The organism is Thalassolituus alkanivorans (assembly GCF_020447205.1).
GTDB classification, from domain to species: Bacteria; Pseudomonadota; Gammaproteobacteria; order Pseudomonadales; family Oceanobacteraceae; genus Venatoribacter; species Venatoribacter alkanivorans.
Genome location: NZ_JAJAEL010000035.1, coordinates 87,729 through 109,510 on the forward strand (window position 1 = coordinate 87,729; position 21,782 = coordinate 109,510).

General features: G+C 52.1%; 22 protein-coding genes. 12 read left to right on the forward strand and 10 right to left on the reverse strand.

The window, feature by feature from the left end; genetic code table 11:
* The first annotated feature begins 65 nt into the window (after nt 1-65).
* Nucleotides 66-554, forward strand: coding sequence for a CreA family protein (locus LGT44_RS10840; RefSeq protein WP_230331529.1), 489 nt, complete (start codon nt 66-68; stop codon nt 552-554).
* A gap of 64 nt (nt 555-618) precedes the next feature.
* Here the strand turns inward: LGT44_RS10840 and yghU are convergent, their stop codons facing one another.
* The 5 genes from yghU to cmoA all read right to left on the reverse strand — a co-directional run bounded on the left by yghU (nt 619) and on the right by cmoA (nt 6,127).
* On the reverse strand, nt 619-1,479 hold the full coding sequence (gene yghU / locus LGT44_RS10845) for a glutathione-dependent disulfide-bond oxidoreductase (protein ID WP_230331528.1): 861 nt from the start codon (nt 1,477-1,479) through the stop codon (nt 619-621).
* Nucleotides 1,480-1,591: 112 nt separating this feature from the next.
* The gene (locus LGT44_RS10850) at nt 1,592-2,665 is read right to left on the reverse strand and encodes a 3-deoxy-7-phosphoheptulonate synthase (RefSeq protein WP_230331527.1); all 1,074 of its coding nucleotides are present in this window, start codon (nt 2,663-2,665) and stop codon (nt 1,592-1,594) included.
* Nucleotides 2,666-3,124: 459 nt separating this feature from the next.
* Nucleotides 3,125-4,147 (reverse strand): hypothetical protein, encoded by a 1,023-nt coding sequence (locus tag LGT44_RS10855; protein ID WP_230331526.1) that lies wholly within the window; start codon nt 4,145-4,147, stop codon nt 3,125-3,127.
* Nucleotides 4,148-4,373: 226 nt separating this feature from the next.
* Nucleotides 4,374-5,375, reverse strand: coding sequence for a tRNA 5-methoxyuridine(34)/uridine 5-oxyacetic acid(34) synthase CmoB (cmoB, locus tag LGT44_RS10860; protein ID WP_230331525.1), 1,002 nt, complete (start codon nt 5,373-5,375; stop codon nt 4,374-4,376).
* Nucleotides 5,375-6,127: a carboxy-S-adenosyl-L-methionine synthase CmoA gene (gene cmoA, locus LGT44_RS10865; RefSeq protein ID WP_230331524.1), complete on the reverse strand. Its 753-nt coding sequence runs from the start codon at nt 6,125-6,127 to the stop codon at nt 5,375-5,377. Before cmoA ends, cmoB begins: the two co-directional genes overlap by 1 nt.
* 310 nt (nt 6,128-6,437) lie before the next feature.
* Here cmoA and LGT44_RS10870 point away from each other — a divergent pair, with 310 nt between their 5' ends.
* Nucleotides 6,438-7,622: a hypothetical protein gene (locus LGT44_RS10870; RefSeq protein ID WP_230331523.1), complete on the forward strand. Its 1,185-nt coding sequence runs from the start codon at nt 6,438-6,440 to the stop codon at nt 7,620-7,622.
* 64 nt (nt 7,623-7,686) lie between these two features.
* Here the strand turns inward: LGT44_RS10870 and LGT44_RS10875 are convergent, their stop codons facing one another.
* Both LGT44_RS10875 and LGT44_RS10880 read right to left on the reverse strand, forming a co-directional pair.
* Entirely contained in the window at nt 7,687-9,219 is a 1,533-nt protein-coding gene (locus tag LGT44_RS10875) for a DNA recombination protein RmuC (protein ID WP_230331522.1), read from the reverse strand.
* Between the two features lie 32 nt (nt 9,220-9,251).
* Entirely contained in the window at nt 9,252-9,845 is a 594-nt protein-coding gene (locus LGT44_RS10880) for a hypothetical protein (protein WP_230331521.1), read from the reverse strand.
* A gap of 185 nt (nt 9,846-10,030) precedes the next feature.
* Here LGT44_RS10880 and LGT44_RS10885 point away from each other — a divergent pair, with 185 nt between their 5' ends.
* From LGT44_RS10885 to LGT44_RS10900, 4 genes are all read left to right on the forward strand, one after another.
* Nucleotides 10,031-11,170, forward strand: coding sequence for an exonuclease/endonuclease/phosphatase family protein (locus LGT44_RS10885; RefSeq protein WP_230331520.1), 1,140 nt, complete (start codon nt 10,031-10,033; stop codon nt 11,168-11,170).
* Between the two features lies 1 nt (nt 11,171).
* Nucleotides 11,172-12,116, forward strand: coding sequence for a hypothetical protein (locus tag LGT44_RS10890; RefSeq protein WP_230331519.1), 945 nt, complete (start codon nt 11,172-11,174; stop codon nt 12,114-12,116).
* Nucleotides 12,117-12,407: 291 nt separating this feature from the next.
* The gene (locus LGT44_RS10895; RefSeq protein ID WP_230331518.1) at nt 12,408-12,800 is read left to right on the forward strand and encodes a hypothetical protein; all 393 of its coding nucleotides are present in this window, start codon (nt 12,408-12,410) and stop codon (nt 12,798-12,800) included.
* Nucleotides 12,801-12,803: 3 nt separating this feature from the next.
* Nucleotides 12,804-12,956, forward strand: coding sequence for a hypothetical protein (locus LGT44_RS10900; protein ID WP_230331517.1), 153 nt, complete (start codon nt 12,804-12,806; stop codon nt 12,954-12,956).
* Here LGT44_RS10900 and soxR read toward each other — a convergent pair.
* On the reverse strand, nt 12,938-13,381 hold the full coding sequence (gene soxR / locus LGT44_RS10905; RefSeq protein WP_230331516.1) for a redox-sensitive transcriptional activator SoxR: 444 nt from the start codon (nt 13,379-13,381) through the stop codon (nt 12,938-12,940). The two genes, LGT44_RS10900 and soxR, sit on opposite strands and share 19 nt — an antisense overlap.
* 68 nt (nt 13,382-13,449) lie before the next feature.
* On the opposite strand from soxR, the gene LGT44_RS10910 reads away from it, so the two are divergent.
* Complete coding sequence (locus tag LGT44_RS10910; protein WP_230331515.1) at nt 13,450-14,703, forward strand: MFS transporter; 1,254 nt, start codon at nt 13,450-13,452, stop codon at nt 14,701-14,703.
* Nucleotides 14,704-14,735: 32 nt separating this feature from the next.
* Here LGT44_RS10910 and LGT44_RS10915 read toward each other — a convergent pair whose 3' ends face one another.
* A complete protein-coding gene (locus LGT44_RS10915) occupies nt 14,736-15,542 on the reverse strand; it encodes a glycoside hydrolase family 75 protein (RefSeq protein ID WP_230331514.1) in 807 nt (268 codons plus the stop codon).
* A 182-nt stretch (nt 15,543-15,724) separates the two neighbouring features.
* Here LGT44_RS10915 and LGT44_RS10920 point away from each other — a divergent pair, with 182 nt between their 5' ends.
* Nucleotides 15,725-16,156, forward strand: coding sequence for a thiol-disulfide oxidoreductase DCC family protein (locus LGT44_RS10920; RefSeq protein WP_230331513.1), 432 nt, complete (start codon nt 15,725-15,727; stop codon nt 16,154-16,156).
* A gap of 123 nt (nt 16,157-16,279) precedes the next feature.
* On the opposite strand, the gene LGT44_RS10925 is transcribed toward LGT44_RS10920, so the two are convergent.
* Nucleotides 16,280-17,941, reverse strand: a complete 1,662-nt coding sequence (locus tag LGT44_RS10925; protein ID WP_230331512.1) for an AMP-binding protein — start codon at nt 17,939-17,941, stop codon at nt 16,280-16,282.
* 263 nt (nt 17,942-18,204) lie between these two features.
* On the opposite strand from LGT44_RS10925, the gene LGT44_RS10930 reads away from it, so the two are divergent.
* The 4 genes from LGT44_RS10930 to LGT44_RS10945 all read left to right on the forward strand — a co-directional run bounded on the left by LGT44_RS10930 (nt 18,205) and on the right by LGT44_RS10945 (nt 21,671).
* Nucleotides 18,205-19,209, forward strand: a complete 1,005-nt coding sequence (locus tag LGT44_RS10930; protein WP_230331511.1) for an AraC family transcriptional regulator — start codon at nt 18,205-18,207, stop codon at nt 19,207-19,209.
* An 800-nt stretch (nt 19,210-20,009) separates the two neighbouring features.
* Nucleotides 20,010-20,879, forward strand: a complete 870-nt coding sequence (locus LGT44_RS10935) for a hypothetical protein (RefSeq protein ID WP_230331510.1) — start codon at nt 20,010-20,012, stop codon at nt 20,877-20,879.
* Between the two features lie 48 nt (nt 20,880-20,927).
* The gene (locus LGT44_RS10940; RefSeq protein ID WP_230331509.1) at nt 20,928-21,290 is read left to right on the forward strand and encodes a hypothetical protein; all 363 of its coding nucleotides are present in this window, start codon (nt 20,928-20,930) and stop codon (nt 21,288-21,290) included.
* Between the two features lie 114 nt (nt 21,291-21,404).
* Entirely contained in the window at nt 21,405-21,671 is a 267-nt protein-coding gene (locus LGT44_RS10945; RefSeq protein WP_230331508.1) for a hypothetical protein, read from the forward strand.
* The last annotated feature ends 111 nt before the right edge of the window (nt 21,672-21,782 follow it).

Consider the following 21,782-nt stretch of genomic DNA (forward strand, 5'->3'; position numbering starts at 1 on the left):
CCACACCCGCCCGCAGACTGTAAGTGGGTAACCGCAACTGATTATCTGACCATCGGAGTACTTTCATGAAACAACCTAAAACGGCCCTGACCCTTGCAGCCGTCTGCCTGGCTGGCCTGCTCAGTGCCTGCAGCAATGATGAAGTTGGCGATGTTTCACTGGGTTTATTTACCCTCAAAGACATCAAACTGAATGTTATGACCGACCCGCTGGTTCCCGGCGTTACCTGCCATGTTGCATCCATTGAAGCCGATTTAAGCTTCTCAGACCCCAGCGACAGTGCCATTTCCTGCCGTCAGACCGGCGAAATCACCGCCGCGATGATTGCCCAGATCGATAAAAGTAAATCCGGCGATGTGGTGTTTAAAAAATCAAAAAGTATTTTCTTTAAAAATATGAAAATCCGCCGTATTTACGACGCCGAAAGCCAGACCCTGATGTATCTGTCTTATGCCACCAAAGAAACATCCGGCAGTTTTAAGCACAGTCTATCAACTGTGCCCCTCTGGGGAACTCAGGCGTACAACAGTGCACCGCAACCAGCCCAGAAATAAGGCATACACAATAAAAAAGGCCCGTCATTGACGGACCTTTTTCGTTCAAAACTCAGACGTTGGCTTATACCTTGTCCGCAGTTTTAAGCAAAAAGTCACTGGCATCATGCCGTTCATGCAACTGTTCGTGCGGCTCACCCCAGGTACGGTTAACCATACGGCCACGCTGCACAGCCGGACGCTCAGCAATGGTATTGGCCCAGCGCAGAACATGGGTGTAGGTGTGTGCTTCTATAAATTCCGCCGCGTCGTATAAGCCGCCACGCACCAGCACGCCATACCAGGGCCAGATGGCCATATCAGCGATACTGTATTCGTCGCCACAGATAAACTCTTTGTCGGCCAGATGACGGTTTAATACGTCGAGCTGGCGCTTGATTTCCATGGTATAGCGGTCAATCGGATACTGATATTTTTCCGGCGCGTACGCATAAAAATGACCAAAGCCACCACCTAAAATCGGCGCACTGCCCATCTGCCAGAATAACCAGTTAAAACATTCAGCACGGCCTGCGGCATCCGCCGGAATAAAGGCATTAAATTTTTCTGCCAGATACATCAGGATGGAGCCCGATTCAAATAAACGCTGCGGTGGATTAACACTGTGATCCATCAGCGCCGGAATTTTGGAATTAGGGTTAACCGCAACAAAACCTGAGCCAAACTGATCGCCTTCCATAATATTAATCAGCCAGGCGTCATATTCAGCGGCGCTGATTCCGGCGGCCAGCAGCTCTTCCAGCAAAATAGTTACTTTCACACCGTTCGGCGTCGCCAGTGAATACAACTGCAACGGGTGCTTGCCGACCGGCAATTCTTTGTCGTGAGTCGGGCCGGCAACCGGACGGTTAATATTGGCGAATTTACCGCCATTACCCGCCTGCCATTGCCAGACTTTAGGCGGGATGTAAGTTGTTTCAGTCATGAGGCTCCCCTTGCGGATGAACAGATAGCCTCAAGTGTACCCTTTCCGCTGACCAAGACCACGGCCGCAAGCGGCCGTTTTATAACGGATTACGGCACACTGAGTTGCAGCCTTAAAGTGCAGCGTGCAATCCGCGCAGTAAGCTTTCGGTTTCATCCCAGCCGATACAGGCATCGGTAATCGACTGGCCGTACTGCAGCTCGCCTTCATCGTTCTGACGTCCGGCGTGAATGAAACTTTCCAGCATTAAACCCAAAATACCGCGGTTGCCTGCAGCCCGCTGAGCCACCACTTCCTGCGCAATCGCCACCTGACGCTCATGCTGCTTGCAGGCATTATCGTGACTGCAATCCACCAGCACTTTGGCGTGGCAGTTGCCTTTTTCCAGCTCCGCCAGAGCAGACGCAATTGAGCTGGCGTCGTAATTGGTAATGCCACGGCCGCCGCGCAGTACCAGATGCGTGTCCGGGTTTCCCGGGGTGTCGAGCATGGCCATCTGGCCATCCACATCCACGCCCAGCGTATGGTGGCTGTGACGCGCAGAAATCATCGCATTCACGGCATTGACGGCCGAACCATCGGTGCTGTTTTTAATGCCGACAGGCATTGGCAGATGGCTGACCATTTCACGGTGGGTCTGCGATTCGGCGGTGCGCGCACCGATGGCGGTCCAGCTCACCAGATCATCGAGGTAGCGCATCACCAGCGGATTCAGTGCTTCGGTGGCCAGCGGCAACCCCAGCTCTGCCAGTTGCAGCATAATGCCGCGCGAGCGTTCCAGCCCCAGCGCCATATCGCCTTTGCCGTTACGCTCCGGATCGTAGGCCAGCCCTTTCCAGCCGATGCTGGTACGGGGTTTTTCCACGTAGGCGCGCAACACAATCAGCAGGCGGTCGCTCAGCTGCTCGTTCAGCGCGGCCAGGCGGCGGCCGTAATCCAGTACCGCCGCTTCATCGTGAATGGAACAGGGGCCGGTGACGATCAGCAGACGGTCATCGTTGCCGTTGAGCAGATCGCGGATCTGCTGACGCTGCTGGTCAATCTGCAATGCCAGCGCTTCGTTAAGCGGCAGGTCAGCCTTGAGCTGGCGCGGTGTACGCAGCGGACGCACCGCCGGGTCATTGCTTGCCTGATGATCGGCGGTTTGTGTTTCTGTTGGTTGCTTGCTCTGTGTTTGTACGTTCATGGTGCAGTCCTCAATGTATTTGTCAGCGTATTTCCTGCGAATCAGAAGTGCGGCCAATAGCGGCCGCGACTAAATCGGCGGTACTGATGCAACAAACAAACAGCGGACTGAACTTTCATGACATATTCCTTAATTCTGCCAAGCCAATAACAAAAAACCCCGAAAGGCGGACTGCCAATCGGGGTTTTCCGGTGGCAGTCGGTTCTCACCGGACTGCCTTAACTGCATGATGCAAATTAAGCGCGGCCCGGCTCCTGGCTAAAATAGCCATAACCAAACCACCAATAATTAACGTTCTGAACAGCAGATACAGCGCTGCCTGCTGCAGAAGCAGCATGGGCAGAGAGCATGTTCAGTACGCGGGAATCAGTATTCATAGCGCTCAATACTACGCTGAAAGGCATACATTTCAACCCCGCAGCGCGTTTCATCCATGACAATTTTGTGAAACAAGGCCATTTATCCGGCAACCGGTTGCTGCACATCACCTTCAGGCCCGGCGTCAGCTCCGGTATCCGTTCCGGCATATGCCGGGCTGGCATTTTCTGGCGCCGGTAAGACGATGATAAAGCTGTTAAACACCGCCAGCGCCAAGCGTACCCAGGGCAGCAACAGGTAGAAGACCGCCAGCAGTATCGGGTTGTCGTAGTAATCGTTGAAGTAGAAAAACAGCTGCAGACCAAAGAATAAACCCGGTAACAGCATGGCCAGCAATACCGTCTTCAGCGGATTCCAGCCCATATTGCGCAGGCGCTGAACCAGAAACCAGAACGCAACAATCACACTCACAATCAGCACCAGAGCAAACCAGACCAGCAGCTGTTCCTGACGTGACGACGAATAACCATAACCATTGCTGTAACCAAACAGCGACACAGCTCCCGCAATCAGCAGCAGCGCTGCCACCACACCCAGCACCGTACAGCGCCAGAAAAACTGAATACTGTTGAGCTGCTCTTCAGCCGCATAGCGCGGATTCATACGCAGCAACGGATGCTGTGGCTGGCTGACGCTCAGTGCCGGGCGGAACAGCACATAAATATGAAACAGCAACCAGCCTGCGCTGATCCCCATAATGGAGAACATCATCACTCCTGATGGCGAGCTGTTCATGTTGATATTCGACATATAAGGCACCATCGACAGCAAACCGTAATTCAGCAAGCCAACCGGCACCATCAGCCAGCGACCAAACATACGGCAGGCCAGAATGACACTCAGCACCAGCCACAGCGGATCAACCAGAATATTAATGGAGAAGAAAACCCACATCAGCTCAACGTAGTCGGAATAAGGACCGTTAAACGCATAACCAGAATCCGGGAAGACATAAGCGCCACCGGCATGCAATGCACCCTGTATCGCGAACAGAATAAAAAACGCCAGCATATAGCGGTCACGGTCGATGCGTCCGTCAAGAACAGCGGTTTTTTCGCCGCTGAACTGGTCGCGCCAGAACAGGTCTTTTAATAGCAATAACATGATAAATAATCCTTTTATCGTTGTGCCGCCGGCAGCTCAGGAACTGCACGGACAAAATGGGGCAGAATAAGCACTCGTCTCGGTATGACCGCTGCATGGCGGCTGAATGACCGCTGCATTCCCTGCCCGGCATCAGAAAGACGGTACAAAATATAAAAATCCCGGCTATTGCCGGGATTTTTCAAAACAATGCTGATTACACTATTTATTGGCTTCTCAGTAAAGATCAGGCTTCGGCAATAATCACCGCCCGTAATGGTGCCGGATAACCTTCAGCGGTTTTATTGCGGTCTTGCGGATCGAGAAAATCCGCCAGCGAGTTGAAATGCATCCAGTCGGTGGTGCGCTGCTCATCCAGCGAGGTCTGGTTCAGATCCACCACCCTTGCGTTTTTAAAGCCGACGCGGCGACACCAGAGCAGCAGGGTTTCGGTGCTGGGAATAAACCATACATTGCGCATCATGGCGTAACGATCTTCCGGCATTAATACTTCGCCCAGAGCGCCATCGATCACCAGCGTCTCCAGCACCAGCTCACCGCCGGGACGCAGTGCGTCTTTTAATTCCTGCAGATGATCCACCGGCGATTTGCGGTGATACAGCACACCCATTGAGAACACCGTATCAAAGGCTTTTAAATTGCCCGGCACATCTTCCATTTTCAGCGGTAATAAATCGGCGCGGGCACTGTGCCCCGTGGCCTGAAGATAGCGTTTATACGCCTGAAACTGCATCAGGAATAAACGTGACGGATCAACACCAATCACACGGTAAGCACCGGCACCCAGCATGCGCCAGATGTGGTAACCGGAACCACAGCCAACATCCAGTACCACTCGGCCATCCAGCGGCGCCAGATGCGGAGCCACCCGGTCCCACTTCCAGTCGGAGCGCCATTCGGTATCGATGTGTGTGCCAAAAAACTGAAACGGCCCTTTACGCCAGGGAATCAGCCCTTCCAGCGCCTGCTGTAATTGTTCCTGCTGAGCGCTAGTAATGGCATCGCTGCTGAGGGCAATATCATGGCGATTTAAATCAGCCTGAACCTGCTCAATAACCGGTAGCTGCTGCAGGGCATGTAACCAGCGCTGCTGATCGCCGTGTTCTTTTTCCTGCAGCACCAGTTCCAGCTGACGCGGTAAAACCTCAGCCCAGGGCGCCAGCTTACCTTCGCGCATAAAGGCCAGAACATCATCAAACCAGTGCAGAATATCGTCACGCTCTGTCATTATTTAACCGCTAAAAAGGACACAAAATTAAAACACTGATACCAGCGGATAACCTGACGGAAGCCGGCCGCTTTAAGACGCTCAATATGCGTCTGTTCCGTTTCCGGAATCAGTACGTTTTCAATCGCGCTGCGTTTCTGGGCAATTTCCAGATCGGAATAACCATTGGCGCGTTTAAAGTCGAGATGCAGTTCGTCCTGCAGCAACTGCTCTTCGGCACCGAAGCAGAGTTTCTCCGACAGAATCAGCGCCCCGCCCGGCAGGGTCGCATCGGCAATTCTGCTCAGCAAGGTCAGGCGCTGCTCGGGGGCAATAAACTGCAGCACAAAATTCAGCGCCGTGACCGAAGCATTTTCCAGCGGGTATTCAAGAATATCGGCACAGGCCATGGTAACCGGCACCTGACCTTCATCCAGCGCCACATAATGCTCGGCACGCTCAATCATCGAGGCCGAATTATCCAGACCGATAATCCGGCAGCCCTCGGCGCGTTCACCCGCCGCCTGTACACCATGGCGCATCGCCAGGGTAACCGCCCCCAGCGAACAGCCCAGATCGTACAGACTGGAACCCGGCTGCGCATAACGGCCGGCAATAATGCCGGACATTGCCACGGTTTCGGCATAGCCCGGCACGGAGCGTTTGATCATGTCCGGAAAGACACGCGCGACCGCACTGTCGAAGGTAAAACTGGCGACCTTCTGCTGTGGGGTATTAAAGATGGTATCGGGCTGTTGATCGAAGTCGGACATGGCAAACTGACCAGATTCTGTGCAGGGGGCGCATTCTAACGGATGGACACCGGAGCGGCCAGCACTGGCCGCCATTCGCGCCTGTAAGGCCGCCCGAGTCTGATAATACCCAGCGACCCCATACTATTTACTGATAAAACTATTAAATAATCAGTAAAGGCGACCGAACAGCTTTTGACTCCGGTCTGGCCGCTACTTAAGGTGCCGCCGTCCTAAAAGGACCCGACAGGGAAGCCAAAAGGCAACCACTCAGACGAACTCTGACAGCCACCCGGTTCCCTGTCGTTATTACAACACTACGGAGAATCGCATGAATGTAATGCTGAAAACCGCCGGCCTGAGCGTGCTGGCATCTGGCCTGATCGCCTGTGGCGGCGATGAAAATCAGGATGCTGCAGTTCCGCAGAATTATCACAACATTACCACCCATCTGCAGGGCACGGTATTTGATGCCGTTACCGGTGCACGAATCAGCAACGAGTCTCTGAAAGTGCTGCTGGTCCAGGGAGATAAATACCGTACAGCGAAACTGAACAAAGAATACGCTGGTGACTATTTCATTCAGGATATTCCGACCTCAACTGAAAACAATGTGACTTTCCGTATGGAAGCCACAGCAACGGGTTACCAGCCGGTCATTGCTTCCGTTGATTTCAACGCTGATACAAACAACCTGCAGGATAAAAATGCATGGCGCATGGGTAATTTTTATCTGTACCCGCTGGGCGTAAGCGCTGCGGATATGACAGTGACCGTTACCTACAATGGTGAAAAGATTGAAGGAGCAGCCGTTCAGCTGCAACCAAATACCAATGGTAATACCCTGACTGCCGACAGCATTAATGTTATTGCCCCTAACAATGGTTTCCAGGGTGCAATCACTGCCACAACCGATGTTGAAGGTAACGCTGTATTCTCCGGCGACGCTCTGGTTCTGGGTGGCCGTTATCAGGTACAGATTCTGCCAATGAGCTACAAAGGTATTGAACTGGGTCAGCCTACTGCCGTTAACGTGAATATTGGTACCAGCACTATCCACCAGCGCGTAGCGATGGTCGATATCGTACCAGGCAACAACGACGGTCTGTACGTTGCTCAGGCGTCTAACGAAGACGACAACGCCATTAACAGCAATGGTACTCTGACTCTGAAACTGAGCCGTCCGGTCAGCATCGTGAATGAATCATTTGCCAGCGCTGCACTGACCAACGCCACGACAGCGGTGTTGGATACCAACAGCCAGGGCAGTGAAGTAACGGTTACTCTGTCTGCCGACGGTCTGACTCTGACTCTGCAGCCAAACTTTATTACCAATCCGGTAAACTTCAACGGCAATAACAGCGGCACCGCTGACAATGCTATGTACATTACTTACAGCAACCTGTTCGTTCGTCTGCAAGACGGCGACACCACAGAGCTGTACAACGTGCTGAGCCTGGTAGATACCAGCGGCTTAACTGTCAGTGGCCGGGTAAACGTTACCGTAGCTTTCTGATAAGAAAGAATAAAAAAGCACCGCTCTGCGGTGCTTTTTTTACCTACTTCCGGCGCCAGAAAACTCAATCCGGTTCCGACACCTCATCCAGTAATAACTGGCCATCCTGTTCCAGTGCTTCTTCGGCCAGATCGCGCGACAGTTCTTTTTTCGCCCGCACGCCCAGCTGTAAAAACTTCTCGCTCTGACTGAGCAGGTTACCACGGCCGCTTTTCATTGAGTTCCAGGCATCGTCGTAACTCTTCTGTACGGTGCCAAGCTGGCTGCCGACCTTCTCGAATTTCTCCACCACGATCACCAGTTTTTCATACACCTTAGCCGCCTGGTCAGCGAGTTTTTCGGTGCTCTTACTGCGCCGTTCCACAGCCCAGATACTGGCCACCGTGCGCAGGGTCGCCAGCAAGGTGGTTGGTGTGACCACCACAATACGGCGTTCAAAGGCTTCGTTAAATAAGGCTTCATCCTGCTGGAATGCCAGCATAAAAGCCGGCTCTACCGGCATAAACAGGAAAACAAAATCCGGTGAATGCAGCCCCTGTAATTGTTGATAGGCTTTATCGCTCAGGCTGCGGATATGATTACGGATAGCATCCACATGGCGGCGCGCGGCAGCATCGCGCTCAATATCGCTTTCGGCGTTAACATAATCGGTATAGGCATTGAGCGAGACTTTGGAGTCGACAATGATGTGTTTCTTTTCCGGTAAATTAATAATCACATCCGGCCGATAGGTCTTGCCTTCATCATTCTGATGGCTCTGCTCGCGCTGGTATTCTTCCCCTTTGCGTAAGCCGGAACGTTCAAGCACGGTTTCCAGTACCATTTCGCCCCAGTTACCCTGCATTTTTTTCTCACCGCGTAATGCGGTGGTTAATGCGTGGGCCTCGGCGGTAATCTGCTGATTGAGTTTGTGCAGATTTTCGATCTGGGTTTTCAGCTCGGTGCGGTCTTTAACGTCATTCACATAAACGTCATCGACTTTTTTGCGCAAACCTTCGAGCTGATCTTTAAAAGGCGTCAGTAAAGAATCCAGGCCTTTCTGGCTTTGCTCGCTGAACTGCTGCTGTTTCTGTTCGAAAATTTTATGCGACAGGTGCTCAAACTCTTTCAGCAGCTGTTCTTTATTCTGCTCCAGCAAGGCTAACTTTTCTTCAGCGCTGCGCTGCTGTTGTGTGCGTGCTTCCTGCTCGGTGGCCAGTTGCTGCTGCAACTGATTCAGCTGCTGCTGCAATTGCTGTTGCTGCAGATTTTGCTCCTGACGCTGCTGTTCCAGCTGTTGTGCCTGCTGCTGCAGATTTTCGCTGCGCTCCTGCCAGCGTGCCTGGGCGACATTCTGCTGCTGCAATTCCTGCTGAACCTGTTCCAGCTTCTGTTGCTGCGCATCCAGACTCTGGCTCAGCTGAGTATTCTGCTGCTGATATTGCTGTTCTTTCTGCAACCACTGCTGCTCGCTCTGCTGCCACTGCAGTTGTTCCTGCTCCAGCTGCTGCTGGATTTTCTGTATCTGTGCATGCTGATAAAACCAGGACACAGCTGCAGCAGCCGATGATAACGCCAGCGCCGATAAAGCCAGCTGTATTAACGAAAACTCAAACATAAAACCTCATCAGATGCAGACATAAACATCAGTTAAAAATGCGCACGCACGCCGGCAATAATACTGTCGGCATCAATATCGCTGAATTCAGTGGTGGAATATTCGGCGAATAACACCACATCATGCTGATTGGGCAGCGGGAAATTAAATCCGGCACTGCGCATGGTAGAGCAGCCATCGTCTGACCAGGGCTCCAGAACACCACTCACCGCCGTACTCCAGCAATGACGGCCATAACGCACCCAGGGGCCAACGCCATTGGCCAGTGGCAAACGCAGGGTAACATCCCAACCGGCACTGATACCGTCGAATTGTGGGCTTTCGGCATTCTCGTTAATGTTTTTATCGCCCCACAACCATAAACCCAGACCGGTGCTGACACCCGGAATCCATTCGATGCCGCCTCTGGCATACACCAGATCGGTGAGCAGGGTGTCAGACTCACCATCGTCACTGCGCTCTTCCGGAATGCTCTGGGTACTCAGCCCCAGCGCCAGCGCGGCATACCCCTGAGGCTGCCAGGCCTGTACCGGCATACCCAGCAGTAAAAGCAGAAAGCCCATACAGCTCGTTGCGGTACCGCAGCTGTACCGGCCTTTCATCGTGTTGTCATCGGAATACATCATGTTCAGTCCTGTTGTTACTTAGGCCATCGGGCCAAATGCGCTGTCGTCATTTGCCACCCTGCGCGCCAATCTGTGCTGATTATGCCTGATTGCTGCGGCATTGCGTGCCAGTGAATTGCCAAACTGGTTCCATCGTGCAGAATCGACATCACAATAAAAACAGCTCACCACCAAAGGATAATTCCATGAAAGCCGTTGCTTTAGCGCTGCTTGCGCTGACCCCGGTCCTGACCACTCAGGTTCTGGCCAGCTCCTCCACCCCGAGCATGAACAACCACTACTCTACCCATCCGCTGCAGTGGTACAACGAGGTTTCCGAGCTGGAATACTTCGACACCAACTTCACCACCACCTGGGTAACCAATCCGGCCTGTGATAACAGCGCCGACTTTACCGCCGTCACCTACAACATTTTCCACAATGTGGGCTTTGTGTACGACTTCGGTGATGAAATGGAACAGTCACTGGGCAAGGTCACTGAATGTGCCGACGTTATTATGCTGCAGGAAGCCTGGGACTACGACGATATGTACGAAGACGGCCCGGTGGATGATTTTGCCGCACGCGGTTTTGAAGACACCTACGGCGGTGGCAGCAACTATTGCAACGGCAGTGATATCGAAGACGACTGTCCGGGACTGATGATTTTCTCGCGCCACGGTTATGCAAAAAAACTGGGATACCACAAATACAACGCCACCAGCGGTATTGATGGCGTAAAAGGCAAAGGCGTGATCGGTGCCATTGTCGAAAAAAATGGCCAGTACATTTATGTATTCAACACCCACCTTGTCTACGGCAGCGCGCAGCATCTGGGCGGCAACAGCAGCGACGACAACGCCCGCCGTGGCCAGATGAATGAAGCCATTAACTGGATTAAAGGTAAGATCGACGCCAACGCCGCACAATTCCCGCCAGCGGCCGTTATTTTCGGTGGCGACTTTAACACCGACCTGCAGAACCCCGCCGCGGTACAGAACATCACCCAGGGCAGCCTGTGGGATCAGATGGCATTAGTACGTAATCAGAACACCGAAGTACGCGATGGCCTGCAATATACCTACTGGCCAAAAGATGCCTGCTGTGAAGACACCGGTCCGAACGGTCTAGCAACCGACGATTACGCCTGGTTCGACTACACCCTGGTATTTGATGCAGCCAACTGGAACATCGGCGCTCCGGCTACCGGCTGCGGCGTTACCCGCGTCAATACCAGCGTCTGGGCACCGGAATGGCGCGGTCAGGATGGCCAGCGTTACCTCGCCTATTACACCCACAGCGATCATTACGGCAGCCTGACCGAAATCGATCTCTGCCAGCCGTAATATGCAGCGTTTAACTATTATCCGGCTGGTGCTGCTTGCAGCACTCGCCACTGGCTTCACTGTGCTGTTGCTGCAATGGCGGACACCGCTGACTCAGGTCGGCGGTGATTCTGTATCCCTTGTTACTGACCCACAGTCTGATGCTGCGCCAGAGCACACTCTGGCCGACGCCCCGGCTTCATTGCGTGAACGCCTGCACCAGAGTTTACTGCGCGGCGCCCAGCAGGCCGCCGCTCAACAGCTGACCCAATCACTGAATACCCTGCACTGGCGCGAAAGCGAATGGCAGGCCGACCCCAATGCCGGGCTTGAGCGTTTGCAGCAACGCTGCCAACAACAACTCAGCCGTGCCTTTGAACGCAACACTGACGACAGCGACATTCAGCAACTCTGTGAACAGCAGTTGCTGTTATCTCTGGCGGAAAGTCAGGGCTTAACCCTGAAGCAGGCCAGCCGCTTTATTTCGCTCAGCCGGGAAAACCCACAACCGCTGAAACAATTCCAGCAACGCTCACCATTGAGCGATTTCGATAATCCGCTGCAATTTTTTGAACAATACTGGGCCACACAGGATGCACTTTACGGTACCGATATAAGCCGGGAAGTCTTCGGCGCCCAGCGCGATGGCATGCGTTTTAATCAACGCTTTCAGGATTTTTTAACACAGGCCAAAAACCTGCCATTAAAAGACCGTTTGGCCTGGTATGAACAACAGCAGCAACAATTTGCCAGCCAGCATGGTCAGCCGTTAAGCGCCCTGAGCAGTGATGCCGCGGATGAGCTTAACCGCTTAATCGGGCTGCATGAGCTGGATGCCGTTGCCGATCCGGTACAGCGCCGTTATGAACTGCGCAGTGCGCTGCTGGGCGAAGAAAAAGCCCGGCATTTCCGCAAGCGCGAAGAGCGGCAAATGCGCGAAAGCGGACAGCTGGCCCCCCTGTACTGAACCAGCGTTACCGCACTCTGTTTTATTTTTAAGTGGCCTTTACAGCGAATATAAAGGCCATTTTTTTGCACTCCCACCGACCTGCGCTGGCATAAAAATACAGCCCCTATGCAAGCAGAATTGCGCCATAAAACATTTTGCTTCGGGCAAACATAATGACAGGATCAGAAAAAACAGAGCGGAGACCGATATGGCCGTAATTTCTCACAGGGCTGAACCGGGTCAATACAGCGGTCATGCTCTCCGCCGCTGGCCTGCGCTTCAGTTCTGCTTTTATCCTCAGGCTGCGCCATGATTATTGGCCATGGCAATGCCGTTGATGAAGCAACCGCAAATCATTTCCCGGTACAGCAACGTATTCATGCAGATCAGAGCCAGGGCACCATCGTATTGCTGGAGCGTTTTGTAAAACGTTGCTGCGGTGCCAGCGAAGGCATTCGCGCCAGCCTGTTACCTTCCGAACCTGACAGCGCAGCCTATACCTTTAATGGCCGCGAAAATTTTACCTGCTGGCGCCGCGCCGCCGGGCAATACAGCCTGCATATCAGCAGCACACAACAACCCTTGCAAAAAACACTGACACTGAACGCCGGTGACATTATTTATCTGGCTTTGGATACGGAACGCACAACTAAACCGCCAGTCATTCGCCTGACAGAAATCAGCACTGCTCTGGGTGAATAGCATGTGCAGAAGGCGCTGGATGATCAACTCAAACCGGCAAGCGGTTACAGCGAGTTGCAGTTACAGCAACTCGAGCAATACCGCGCTCAGCAGCAACAGCACAAGCTGAACTGTGGTGGTTCTGCTGTTACCGCATCTCAGCAAGGCCGGGAATAATCTTCCGCCCGGCAATCCCCCGGATTACGCAACGGGCAATCCGCTAACGATAAACAACCGCAACCAATGCAGCTGTCGAGCTGCTGCTGTAATAAATTCAGGTCAGCTATTTTCTGTTGCAGTAACGCCTGCCACTGACGTGACATGGCCTGCCATTGTGCGGCAGTCGGGGCGCTGTCTGCGGGTAATACCGCCAGCGCCTGTTTAATTTCGCGCAGGCTGATGCCGGTGCGCTGCGCCACCTTAATAACCGCAATACGGCGCAAAACATGGCGGCTGTAACGGCGATGATTGCCGTTATTACGCCAGCTGCGGATCAGCCCTTCTGCTTCATAAAAATGCACGGTGGATACCGGGATATCACAGCGCCGGGCAATTTCCCCCACGCTCAATGCGGTTTTGTCGGCGGCAACCGGCTGCGGCATAACGCTTGACCTCAAGTTAAGTTGAGGTTTTATGGTAGCCGCCGGTTTCATTATTGAGAAGACTATTTATGTCACAGACCGTCATATCTCCGGCTCAGGCTGTCCCGATACAGGCCCCCGCAACATCCGCGGAACTACCACCCACACAACAAACCTCAGCGCTCAGTCTGATTATTATCTGCGTTCTGGTCGGCCTGAATCTGCGCCCGGCACTGGCGGCCATCGGCCCGGTTGTAACGCTGCTGCAACAGGATACCGGGCTGAGCTTCAGCGGTGTTGCCTGGCTGACCCTGCTGCCGGTACTGGCGATGGGTATTGGCTGCTTTGTTACCTTATGGCTGCGCCGCCATATCAGCCTGGCGCACTTAATTCAGGGCGCTTTAGCCTTGTTACTGCTCGCAAACCTGCTGCGTCTGATCGAGGCCGGTAGCCTGAATGCCGCACTATTACTGCTGACCGCATTACTGGCCGGCTCCGGTATTGCCGTTATTCAGGCAACACTGCCGATTGTGATTAAGTCGCTGGCCAGCTGGCGTGCCGCTCTGGCTTTCTGGGCGGTGCTGGCGGTTGCAGCATTCGTGGCCTGGATACGATGGACTGCACGGACACAAATTCAGCCTGCGGCAACGTCCGCTGAACCACAGTCAGCAACAGACGCTGAAGTACTCTCTGCACGCCCGGCTGCCCAGAGCTTCAACCGTTACCGGCTTATGTCATTAGTGGCGACCTTCAGCATGGCAGCCGCGGGCTATGTATGCGTACTGGCCTGGTTGCCGCCGTTTCTGATTGACCTCGGCTACAGCAACACAGAATCCGGATTAATGCTGGGTTATCTGACCGCAGTGGAAGTGATTGCCGGATTACTCTTTCCGGCCTGGGCTGCAGGCAGCCCCGACCGCCGCCGGGTATTATTCAGCGTGCTGATATTATCCATCGGTGGTTTTATCTGGCTGGCGTATTTTCCGCTGACAGGTGCAGTGCCGTTGCCTTCTGCAGCATTCACCCTGGCATCAATGCCCATAGTGCTTATCCCACTGACGCTGCTGGGACTGGGTATTGGCGGACAATTTCGGATGATTATGATCGTTACTATGGATCATCACCCGGATGCTCAACAGGCGGGTTCATTAATCAGCAAAGTGCAGGGATACGGCTACAGCCTCGCAGCAATTACGCCGTTAATAATGGGAAGTGTGCGCGATCAGCTGGGTAATTTCAGCTCAGCCTGGCTGGCTCTGGCCATTATGTATGCTGCCGCCTTGCTGCTGTGCAGCCGTTATAACCCGGTGCGTTATCCACAATTGCTGATGGCGCGACAGTAAAGAATAAACAGCCTGACCGCTTCTTCAGGCTTTTATTGCAGGCTTCCAGCACAGGTTTTTAACATCACTTCGCCACCGGCACTGTTCAGCAGAGTATTAACGGTATCGTTCATAGTCTGCTGACTCAAAGGCCAGTCGGGTGTTTTGTTACTGCGCGGGAAAATCATATAAACCACGGTGCCGGAAGGCGTACCGGCGCCGGTTCTTGGATTCGGGTTATCGCCGCCCAGGGCACTGGCAAGCGCAATCGACATTTCCCCCAGCGTCGCTCTGGCCGGGCCAATATCCGCAATAATAAAAGGTGACGATTTCCCATTACTCAGATTCAGCGCATACCCAAAATCGCCTAATGCTCCGGTGCCTTTCTTTTTATAAAAATCACCGGGAAATACCAGATACGGCACCGAGCGGGAGTCGACATAACGCTGCGGATCGGTCACCGCTTTCTGTTCATCCTGCAGGGATGTACGCGAAACTAAAAAGCCTTTAAAAGTGCCTTCTGGCTGCACATAAGCCTGCGCCGGATTATCCGGGTCGGCGACAATGGCCGAACGCCACCAGCTGTATTTTGGATAACCCCCATTAACCGGACAATCCAGTCCTTTAAAGCCTTCGCCCTGTGTACAGTGCAGGCTGACATCATCCGGGTGATAGGCATTGGGCGCACCATCGGCATCAACCCTGATCTCATTAGCGGTAAACAGATAAGCGTTCTGCTCACTGTGATGCAACAATGCCGTACCCTGAAACTGATCCCACGCCGTGAAAACACAGCCGGATTCGGCCATCACCTGCGATACCCACAGCGGCAGCATAATAAGAAGAGCCATTCCTTTCATAGTGATTCTATCGTCCTGACAGCACAGAGAGCGTTGAGTGTATCGGACACATCGATTAAAAACACCCGCAGGCGGCATCAGGCGCATATATGTACAGGTTGTTACTGACAAAAAACAGCAGAAGCCACAGCCCTTTTCCATTAACATCGATTCAACTTAAGCCCTGAAGAACGGAGAACCCGATGCCCAAACTCACTCTGTTTTACGATGGCCACTGCCCGCTTTGTGTACGCGAAATGCGTCACCTGACCCAGCTAGATCGTGCGCAGAATATGCAACTGGTCGATATCCAAAGTGAGGACTTCAGCGAACACTGGCCGCAGGTTAATAAAGCAGAAGCCAGCAGCATCTTGCTGGCCGTGCAGGACAACGGTGAATGGCTGCGCGGCCTTGATGTTACTCACCGCGCCTGGCAACTGGTCGGCAAGGGCTATTGGATCGCGCCCCTGCGCTGGCCGGTTATCCGCTTGCTCGCCGATCAGGTTTACCTGTGGTTTGCGCGCAACCGTTACCGGATTTCCGGCTGGCTGACCGGCCAGCAGCGGTGTGAGGCCTGTGAGATTAGTGGCTGTGATATTGCGGAAAAGAAGCAGAACATGAAGCAGGATAAGTAATAGCAGCCGCTGCTCGGACTGGGTTTAGCGATTGATTCAAAGCCAATGCAGGGTTTGGCTGAGTAGCCGCTGCAGCGGCTACTTAACAGCATCGCAGGGAGCCGGAGCCCCGGCTCAGAACCCTTAACCCACAACAGGCTGTTTAGCCTCATCCTCGGCCTGCTTACGCAACATAAAACGCTGAATTTTTCCGCTGGAGGTTTTCGGCAGTTCAGCAACAAATTCAATCTCACGCGGGAAGGAATGGGTCGACAGGCATTTACGCACATGCTGCTGTAATTCTTTCGCCAGCGCCTCATCGCTGAAATATTCCGGGCGCAACACCACATAGGCTTTAACAATGGCACCACGCTCGGCATCGGGTTTACCCACGACCGCGCTTTCAATCACTGCCGGATGTTCAAGCAATGCACTTTCAACTTCGGCCGGGCCGATACGGTAACCGGCGGAGGCAATAATATCGTCATCGCGGCCAGTGTAAGAATGTGAACCATCGCCATTGCTGACGACCACATCGCCAGTCAGATAATACTGACCTTTATAAGGTTTTTTCGCATCGCCCATATAACCCTGAAAAAAGAACAGCGGCGAGTTATCCATATCCACCGCCAGCTCGCCGGTTTCACCGGGCGCCACTTCTTTACCATAAGGGTCAAGCGCAACCAGACGATAGCCGGGTATCTCATATCCCATGCTGGCATCACGGTGCATATGATCAAACTCGTGGAAATTCGCCGAGGTCATACCGGTTTCGGTCTGGCCATACTGATCACACACACGGCAATTCAGCATGCGCTGTGCCCAGCTGACAATTTCCGGATTCAGCGGTTCGCCGGCACTGCTGGCTACGCGCAGATTAATCTCCGGATAGTTTTTTAATAAATCATCATTGGCTTTTAATAAACGATACGCCGTTGGTGCCGCCGCCAGATTGGTAATGGCGTATTTACGTAAAAATTCAAACGTATTGTCGGCAGTAAATCCGGCTTCGTTAAAATGAATGGTCGCACCCAACTGCAGCGGCGCCACAATGCCGTAATACAAACCATAGGCCCAGCCCGGATCGGCAACGTTCCAGAATTTATCGTCGGCACGCAAACCCACGGCGTATTTCATATACATATGAAAGGCCATTAATGCCCGCGCCGGAACCACCAGACCTTTGGCTTTGCCAGTGGTACCGGAGGTAAACATCTGCAGCATCGGATCATCGGCACCAATTAAAACCGGCTCAAAGCTGTCTGATTGTTTGGCCAGCTCGGCTTCGAACAGAAAATCCGGCTTACCCGCCACAACATCGGCGGAATCCGCGACCAGCATGCTGGGTGGCAAGCCTTTAACATCGGCCAGCTTGGGCCACTGTTCCGGATTGGTAATAATCAGCTTACTTTGCGCCTGTTCAAGACGGTATTCGATTGCGCCGGAACCAAACGCGGTAAACAATGGCTGATATACTGCACCGGCTTTCAGAGTACCGAGCACACAAATGAGTAATTCGGGGGTTCGTGGCAACAGACAAGCCACACGGTCGCCGGGGCCAATGCCCTGAGCTTTAAGAAAACAGGCAAAGCGCGCCGCACGCTGCTGCAGCTCGGCAAAGGTAATTTCGCCGGTTGAGCCATCAATGCGCTCGTAACGCAGGGCAACCCGGGTTGGATCTCCGGCATGGCGGTCGCAGATTTCGGTGCAGACATTAAGACCTTGGTCGAAGTCAGCACAGAACTGCTGTTTGAGAGAATCGACAGAAAAACCGCTGACGAAGGCGTCATAGCTCATAGTGTGCATAGTGCTTTACCCTGTTGTTCTTGTTGTGCGCATCATTGTTGTCTGCGCGGGCGTTTATCAGGGCCTGTTTAAATAGTGTCGACAGGCCCTGACATGCGATTCACCCATGCTAAGACAAGGCAGGCGACAAACAGAATGACAGGATTAAGCAGATAACTTAACAACTTTTGCGCACAGCCAGAGCGCTGATGCCAGGCCAGCCGCTCAGTCCAGACACCCGGGCCAGACACTGGTAAAAACAACGCAGGACAGCCGATATCGCTATGCAAAATCTGACCTTCTCTTCACATTATGCCCGCGCTGCACTCTACGGACTGGAACAGAAAAAAGGCGATTGCTCGGCCCTGCTGCAGGCGAAGAATATTGACCCCAACCTGATCCGCGAGCCACTGGCGCGTATTCCTACCGACCAGTTTGTGCGTCTGTTTCGCCTGATCTGGAAAGCGCTGGATGACGAGTTTATGGGCCGCACTATCAACCCCTGTAAGGTCGGTCATTTTCATCTTATGGGGTCACTGGCGGTACATGCTAATAATCTCGAAGAAGTGCTGCGCGAAAGCATCCGCTGTTACCGTTTATTTACCAAAGAAATAGAAATCAGCCTGAACCTCGATGGCGATGATGCCGAACTGAGCCTGACTCATCATAATCCGCAGCTCGACCCCGATGCTTTTTTGGTCGAATGGTTATTACTGGTCTGGCACCGCCTGACCGGCTGGCTGATTGACCGTAAAATTGTGCTCAGCCAGGCCACGTTCACACACGCCCTGCCACCGCATTTTGATGAATACCGTTTTGTATTTCCTACCCGCTGTTTTTTTGGCCGCGAGCGCAACAGCCTGTTTTTCAGTAAAAACCTGCTTTCTATGCCGGTGGTGCGCACACCCACCGAGCTGGATGAATTTATTAATAATTCACCACGTGACCTGATTGTCTGGACCGATGAAGACGACAGCATCACCACCCAGGTGCGCCGCTTGCTTGAAGCCGGCGATACCAGCAGCCTGCCGAACCTCGACTGGGTGGCCGAGCAACTGCACATGACCTCCTACACCCTGTGCCGCAAATTAAAAGCCGAAGGCAGCGCCTATCAGAAAATTAAAGATAACCTGCGCCGCGATCAGGCCGTGGTAATGCTGACCCGGCAAAACCTCAGTATTGCTGAAATATCCAGCCAGCTTGGTTTTGCCGAACCGGGAGCGTTTTCACGCGCGTTTAAAGGCTGGACCGGGGTGAGCCCGTTGGCGTACCGACAGCAGGATCAATAAAGGAGCCGCTGCGCGAGGTAGCTTTTGTTATTGAATAAAAGCCAATGCGGGGCTGCCTGACCGCCATGCATGGCGGAATGCCGATTGTGCAGGAGCACACAATCGGCGCTGCGCCCCATGCAAGGAGAGGTATCTCCTTCCGATCCTCTCTTGCGCCTCTCTGGTGCTGTTCATCCAGACGCACACCCGATATAACACCAAACATCGCACTGTGGGAGAGGATCTTATCCGCAACGGAAGCAGCCCTACATTCACTCCATATGTAGAGTGGGCACTGCCCGCCAAAAGGCCTGAACAGAAGACCGCTGAATAGTGACTTTTTGTAGGTATCTGCAATTTACCCACAAAGCTTCGTATGTAAAGAAACGGTGGGACTATATACAGTATATTTCCGATTTATACGCAAATCAGGCACACTTTAAATTCGTGCTTGCTCGCTTTGTCAGAGGGTAGTAACTTAAACGTCAAATGAATCAACAGTTTGCAAACATGGTTTGTAAACTGCTAGTTAATACAGCTGCCTTCTGAACCTGAATTAACAGGTGTGCGCGTTTTTCTTGAAGGAATTTAAAAAAGGATCAGCTTCGAGAGAACGCTTTAATTTTTCCATAGCAATTTTATTAACAAATTTGATGTGGCGCGCCCGATTGGTCGCCAAAGAAAAGAGAGCTACTAAAACGTGGTCAAACAAATCAAGAGCTTAAGGATTAACAAGGCCAGGCACCGTGACGGCTTTTCCGTTACGGCTTTGCCCCCCACTAAAAAGCCGCGCATGCTGGCGGCGTTAGCAGAACAATTTAATGGATAAAGCCCTAGAGCTAAAAATCAGTATACATAATGGTCTCTCGATTTCGAGAAGTGAGGCATTACAGCTGCTTGCGCAGTCAGAGCTTGTAAAAAAACTCACACGAGATTGGAGCAATGACCCGCTTTTCTATGTATGGAGACTCATTGCGTTGAGTGAGATACCTTTTGCCCGGCACCTTGAATATACCAGCAAGCTAATTGAACAGGTCTTTGAGAAGCTTGCAACTCCTTTTGGTTTCTCGTTAAGCGGTGATGAAAAGTATTTTCTCCCCTGTTACAACGCCATGCTGGTCTCTGCGATGTGCAGACTAGGCCAATCCAAATCAGATCACGTGTTGAATGGTATTGAGTGGATTACTACATATCAACCAATGGATCGCGGACGATCAGTAACAATACCAAAATTTAATTTTGATAGACTCGGCGGTTGTTTTAAACCTACACCTTGTTACATTGGAGTCGCCAAATCCGTATTTGCATTATTTTCTTATAGGGAAGCGACTGGAGATACAGGTGTTAACGAAAAATTGGAGCAAGGTACAGAGTACCTGCTTGAACATGAACTGGTAAGAAGGCGTAGCGATGGTACACCGATTACCCGACATATCATGGATATTTCATTTCCTGAGTCTTATCACCTGAATATTGTTGAACTGATTCGATTTGCCGGTAATGCCGGCCTTTTGGATGATCCAAGAAGCCAATACGCAATACGTTATTTGGAAACAAAAAAGGGAAAACTGGGTTGGGTAAGGGATTTTCGTTACAGAGCTAACGGATACACTACCTTTGATGATGGTAGAAGAACAGGTGATTGGGTAACTTACATAATTAATAGCGCATTAAATGGACGGCCATGCTAACAAAGCGCTGCACCGGACAAACCGGTGAAAGCATGTCAGGAGTGATCGATGGAATACTATATAGAGCATAAGAGGGAGCTAACAGAGGAGGAGAAAATAATCCTTCGTCGAGTGCTTTCAAATCCTTCACATGGCTCTTATGCAAACCAAATCGATTCGCTAGTAATAGTGGCTCGCTGCGGCTGCGGCAAGTGTCCCACGATTTTTTTTGGTCAAAAAATTGAGGATATTCCAGTTCCAGATGGTAAAGATATTGTGCAATATCAAGGCATAAATTCAGATGGTGAAGTCGTAGGTGTAACAGTCATGGCCTTGGCAGGCAAGCTAACTGAGCTGGAGGCGTCATCTTTTTCAGGCGGAGATATCAATTCATGGCCTCAAGTTAAAGATCTGGTAGCAGTAAATGTATAAAAATTGCTCCGGCCCAAAGCGCGACTTCCACCAGAACTTGATTCGTTCACCCATACTCGTGGCATGATAAGGTAACTTATGAACTTTGACTAATTGCCACTCCATGATGCTCCCTTGTATTCGATAGCTTACACATGGCAAGAACATTCATTACGTATTGAGCTGACGGCATTTATAAAAAACCAACAAAGAGCCATTCCTTATATATTGCAATTTAATGGAGTTAAAGGATTTGAATTATCCCATGAAGAACCTTGGGGACCATCAGATTGTATCAATGAAGTTGAATATAACAATGGAGAATATAAAATTAAAATGCAAAGCGGTGACATTTTATTGATAAAAGCTGATAGCTATGACTTTAATCCGGTTCAACAATAGCCAAGCATCAACGTAGACTGCCTACTGCAAGTTTTCTTACTGGCAATAACTCCAGCATTTTTTCTGCGAAAAAATCTCTGCATTCACCTGCCGTTTACTCAGGTTTTACGG

What these genes read in the sequence shown, in the direction of transcription:
- LGT44_RS10840 (WP_230331529.1), top strand. Translation starts at nt 66, where the DNA reads ATGAAACAACCTAAAACGGCCCTGACCCTTGCAGCCGTCTGCCTGGCT.
- yghU (WP_230331528.1), bottom strand. Translation starts at nt 1,479, where the DNA reads ATGACTGAAACAACTTACATCCCGCCTAAAGTCTGGCAATGGCAGGCG.
- LGT44_RS10850 (WP_230331527.1), bottom strand. Translation starts at nt 2,665, where the DNA reads ATGAACGTACAAACACAGAGCAAGCAACCAACAGAAACACAAACCGCC.
- LGT44_RS10855 (WP_230331526.1), bottom strand. Translation starts at nt 4,147, where the DNA reads ATGTTATTGCTATTAAAAGACCTGTTCTGGCGCGACCAGTTCAGCGGC.
- cmoB (WP_230331525.1), bottom strand. Translation starts at nt 5,375, where the DNA reads ATGACAGAGCGTGACGATATTCTGCACTGGTTTGATGATGTTCTGGCC.
- cmoA (WP_230331524.1), bottom strand. Translation starts at nt 6,127, where the DNA reads ATGTCCGACTTCGATCAACAGCCCGATACCATCTTTAATACCCCACAG.
- LGT44_RS10870 (WP_230331523.1), top strand. Translation starts at nt 6,438, where the DNA reads ATGAATGTAATGCTGAAAACCGCCGGCCTGAGCGTGCTGGCATCTGGC.
- LGT44_RS10875 (WP_230331522.1), bottom strand. Translation starts at nt 9,219, where the DNA reads ATGTTTGAGTTTTCGTTAATACAGCTGGCTTTATCGGCGCTGGCGTTA.
- LGT44_RS10880 (WP_230331521.1), bottom strand. Translation starts at nt 9,845, where the DNA reads ATGATGTATTCCGATGACAACACGATGAAAGGCCGGTACAGCTGCGGT.
- LGT44_RS10885 (WP_230331520.1), top strand. Translation starts at nt 10,031, where the DNA reads ATGAAAGCCGTTGCTTTAGCGCTGCTTGCGCTGACCCCGGTCCTGACC.
- LGT44_RS10890 (WP_230331519.1), top strand. Translation starts at nt 11,172, where the DNA reads ATGCAGCGTTTAACTATTATCCGGCTGGTGCTGCTTGCAGCACTCGCC.
- LGT44_RS10895 (WP_230331518.1), top strand. Translation starts at nt 12,408, where the DNA reads ATGATTATTGGCCATGGCAATGCCGTTGATGAAGCAACCGCAAATCAT.
- soxR (WP_230331516.1), bottom strand. Translation starts at nt 13,381, where the DNA reads ATGCCGCAGCCGGTTGCCGCCGACAAAACCGCATTGAGCGTGGGGGAA.
- LGT44_RS10910 (WP_230331515.1), top strand. Translation starts at nt 13,450, where the DNA reads ATGTCACAGACCGTCATATCTCCGGCTCAGGCTGTCCCGATACAGGCC.
- LGT44_RS10915 (WP_230331514.1), bottom strand. Translation starts at nt 15,542, where the DNA reads ATGAAAGGAATGGCTCTTCTTATTATGCTGCCGCTGTGGGTATCGCAG.
- LGT44_RS10920 (WP_230331513.1), top strand. Translation starts at nt 15,725, where the DNA reads ATGCCCAAACTCACTCTGTTTTACGATGGCCACTGCCCGCTTTGTGTA.
- LGT44_RS10925 (WP_230331512.1), bottom strand. Translation starts at nt 17,941, where the DNA reads ATGCACACTATGAGCTATGACGCCTTCGTCAGCGGTTTTTCTGTCGAT.
- LGT44_RS10930 (WP_230331511.1), top strand. Translation starts at nt 18,205, where the DNA reads ATGCAAAATCTGACCTTCTCTTCACATTATGCCCGCGCTGCACTCTAC.
- LGT44_RS10935 (WP_230331510.1), top strand. Translation starts at nt 20,010, where the DNA reads ATGGATAAAGCCCTAGAGCTAAAAATCAGTATACATAATGGTCTCTCG.
- LGT44_RS10940 (WP_230331509.1), top strand. Translation starts at nt 20,928, where the DNA reads ATGGAATACTATATAGAGCATAAGAGGGAGCTAACAGAGGAGGAGAAA.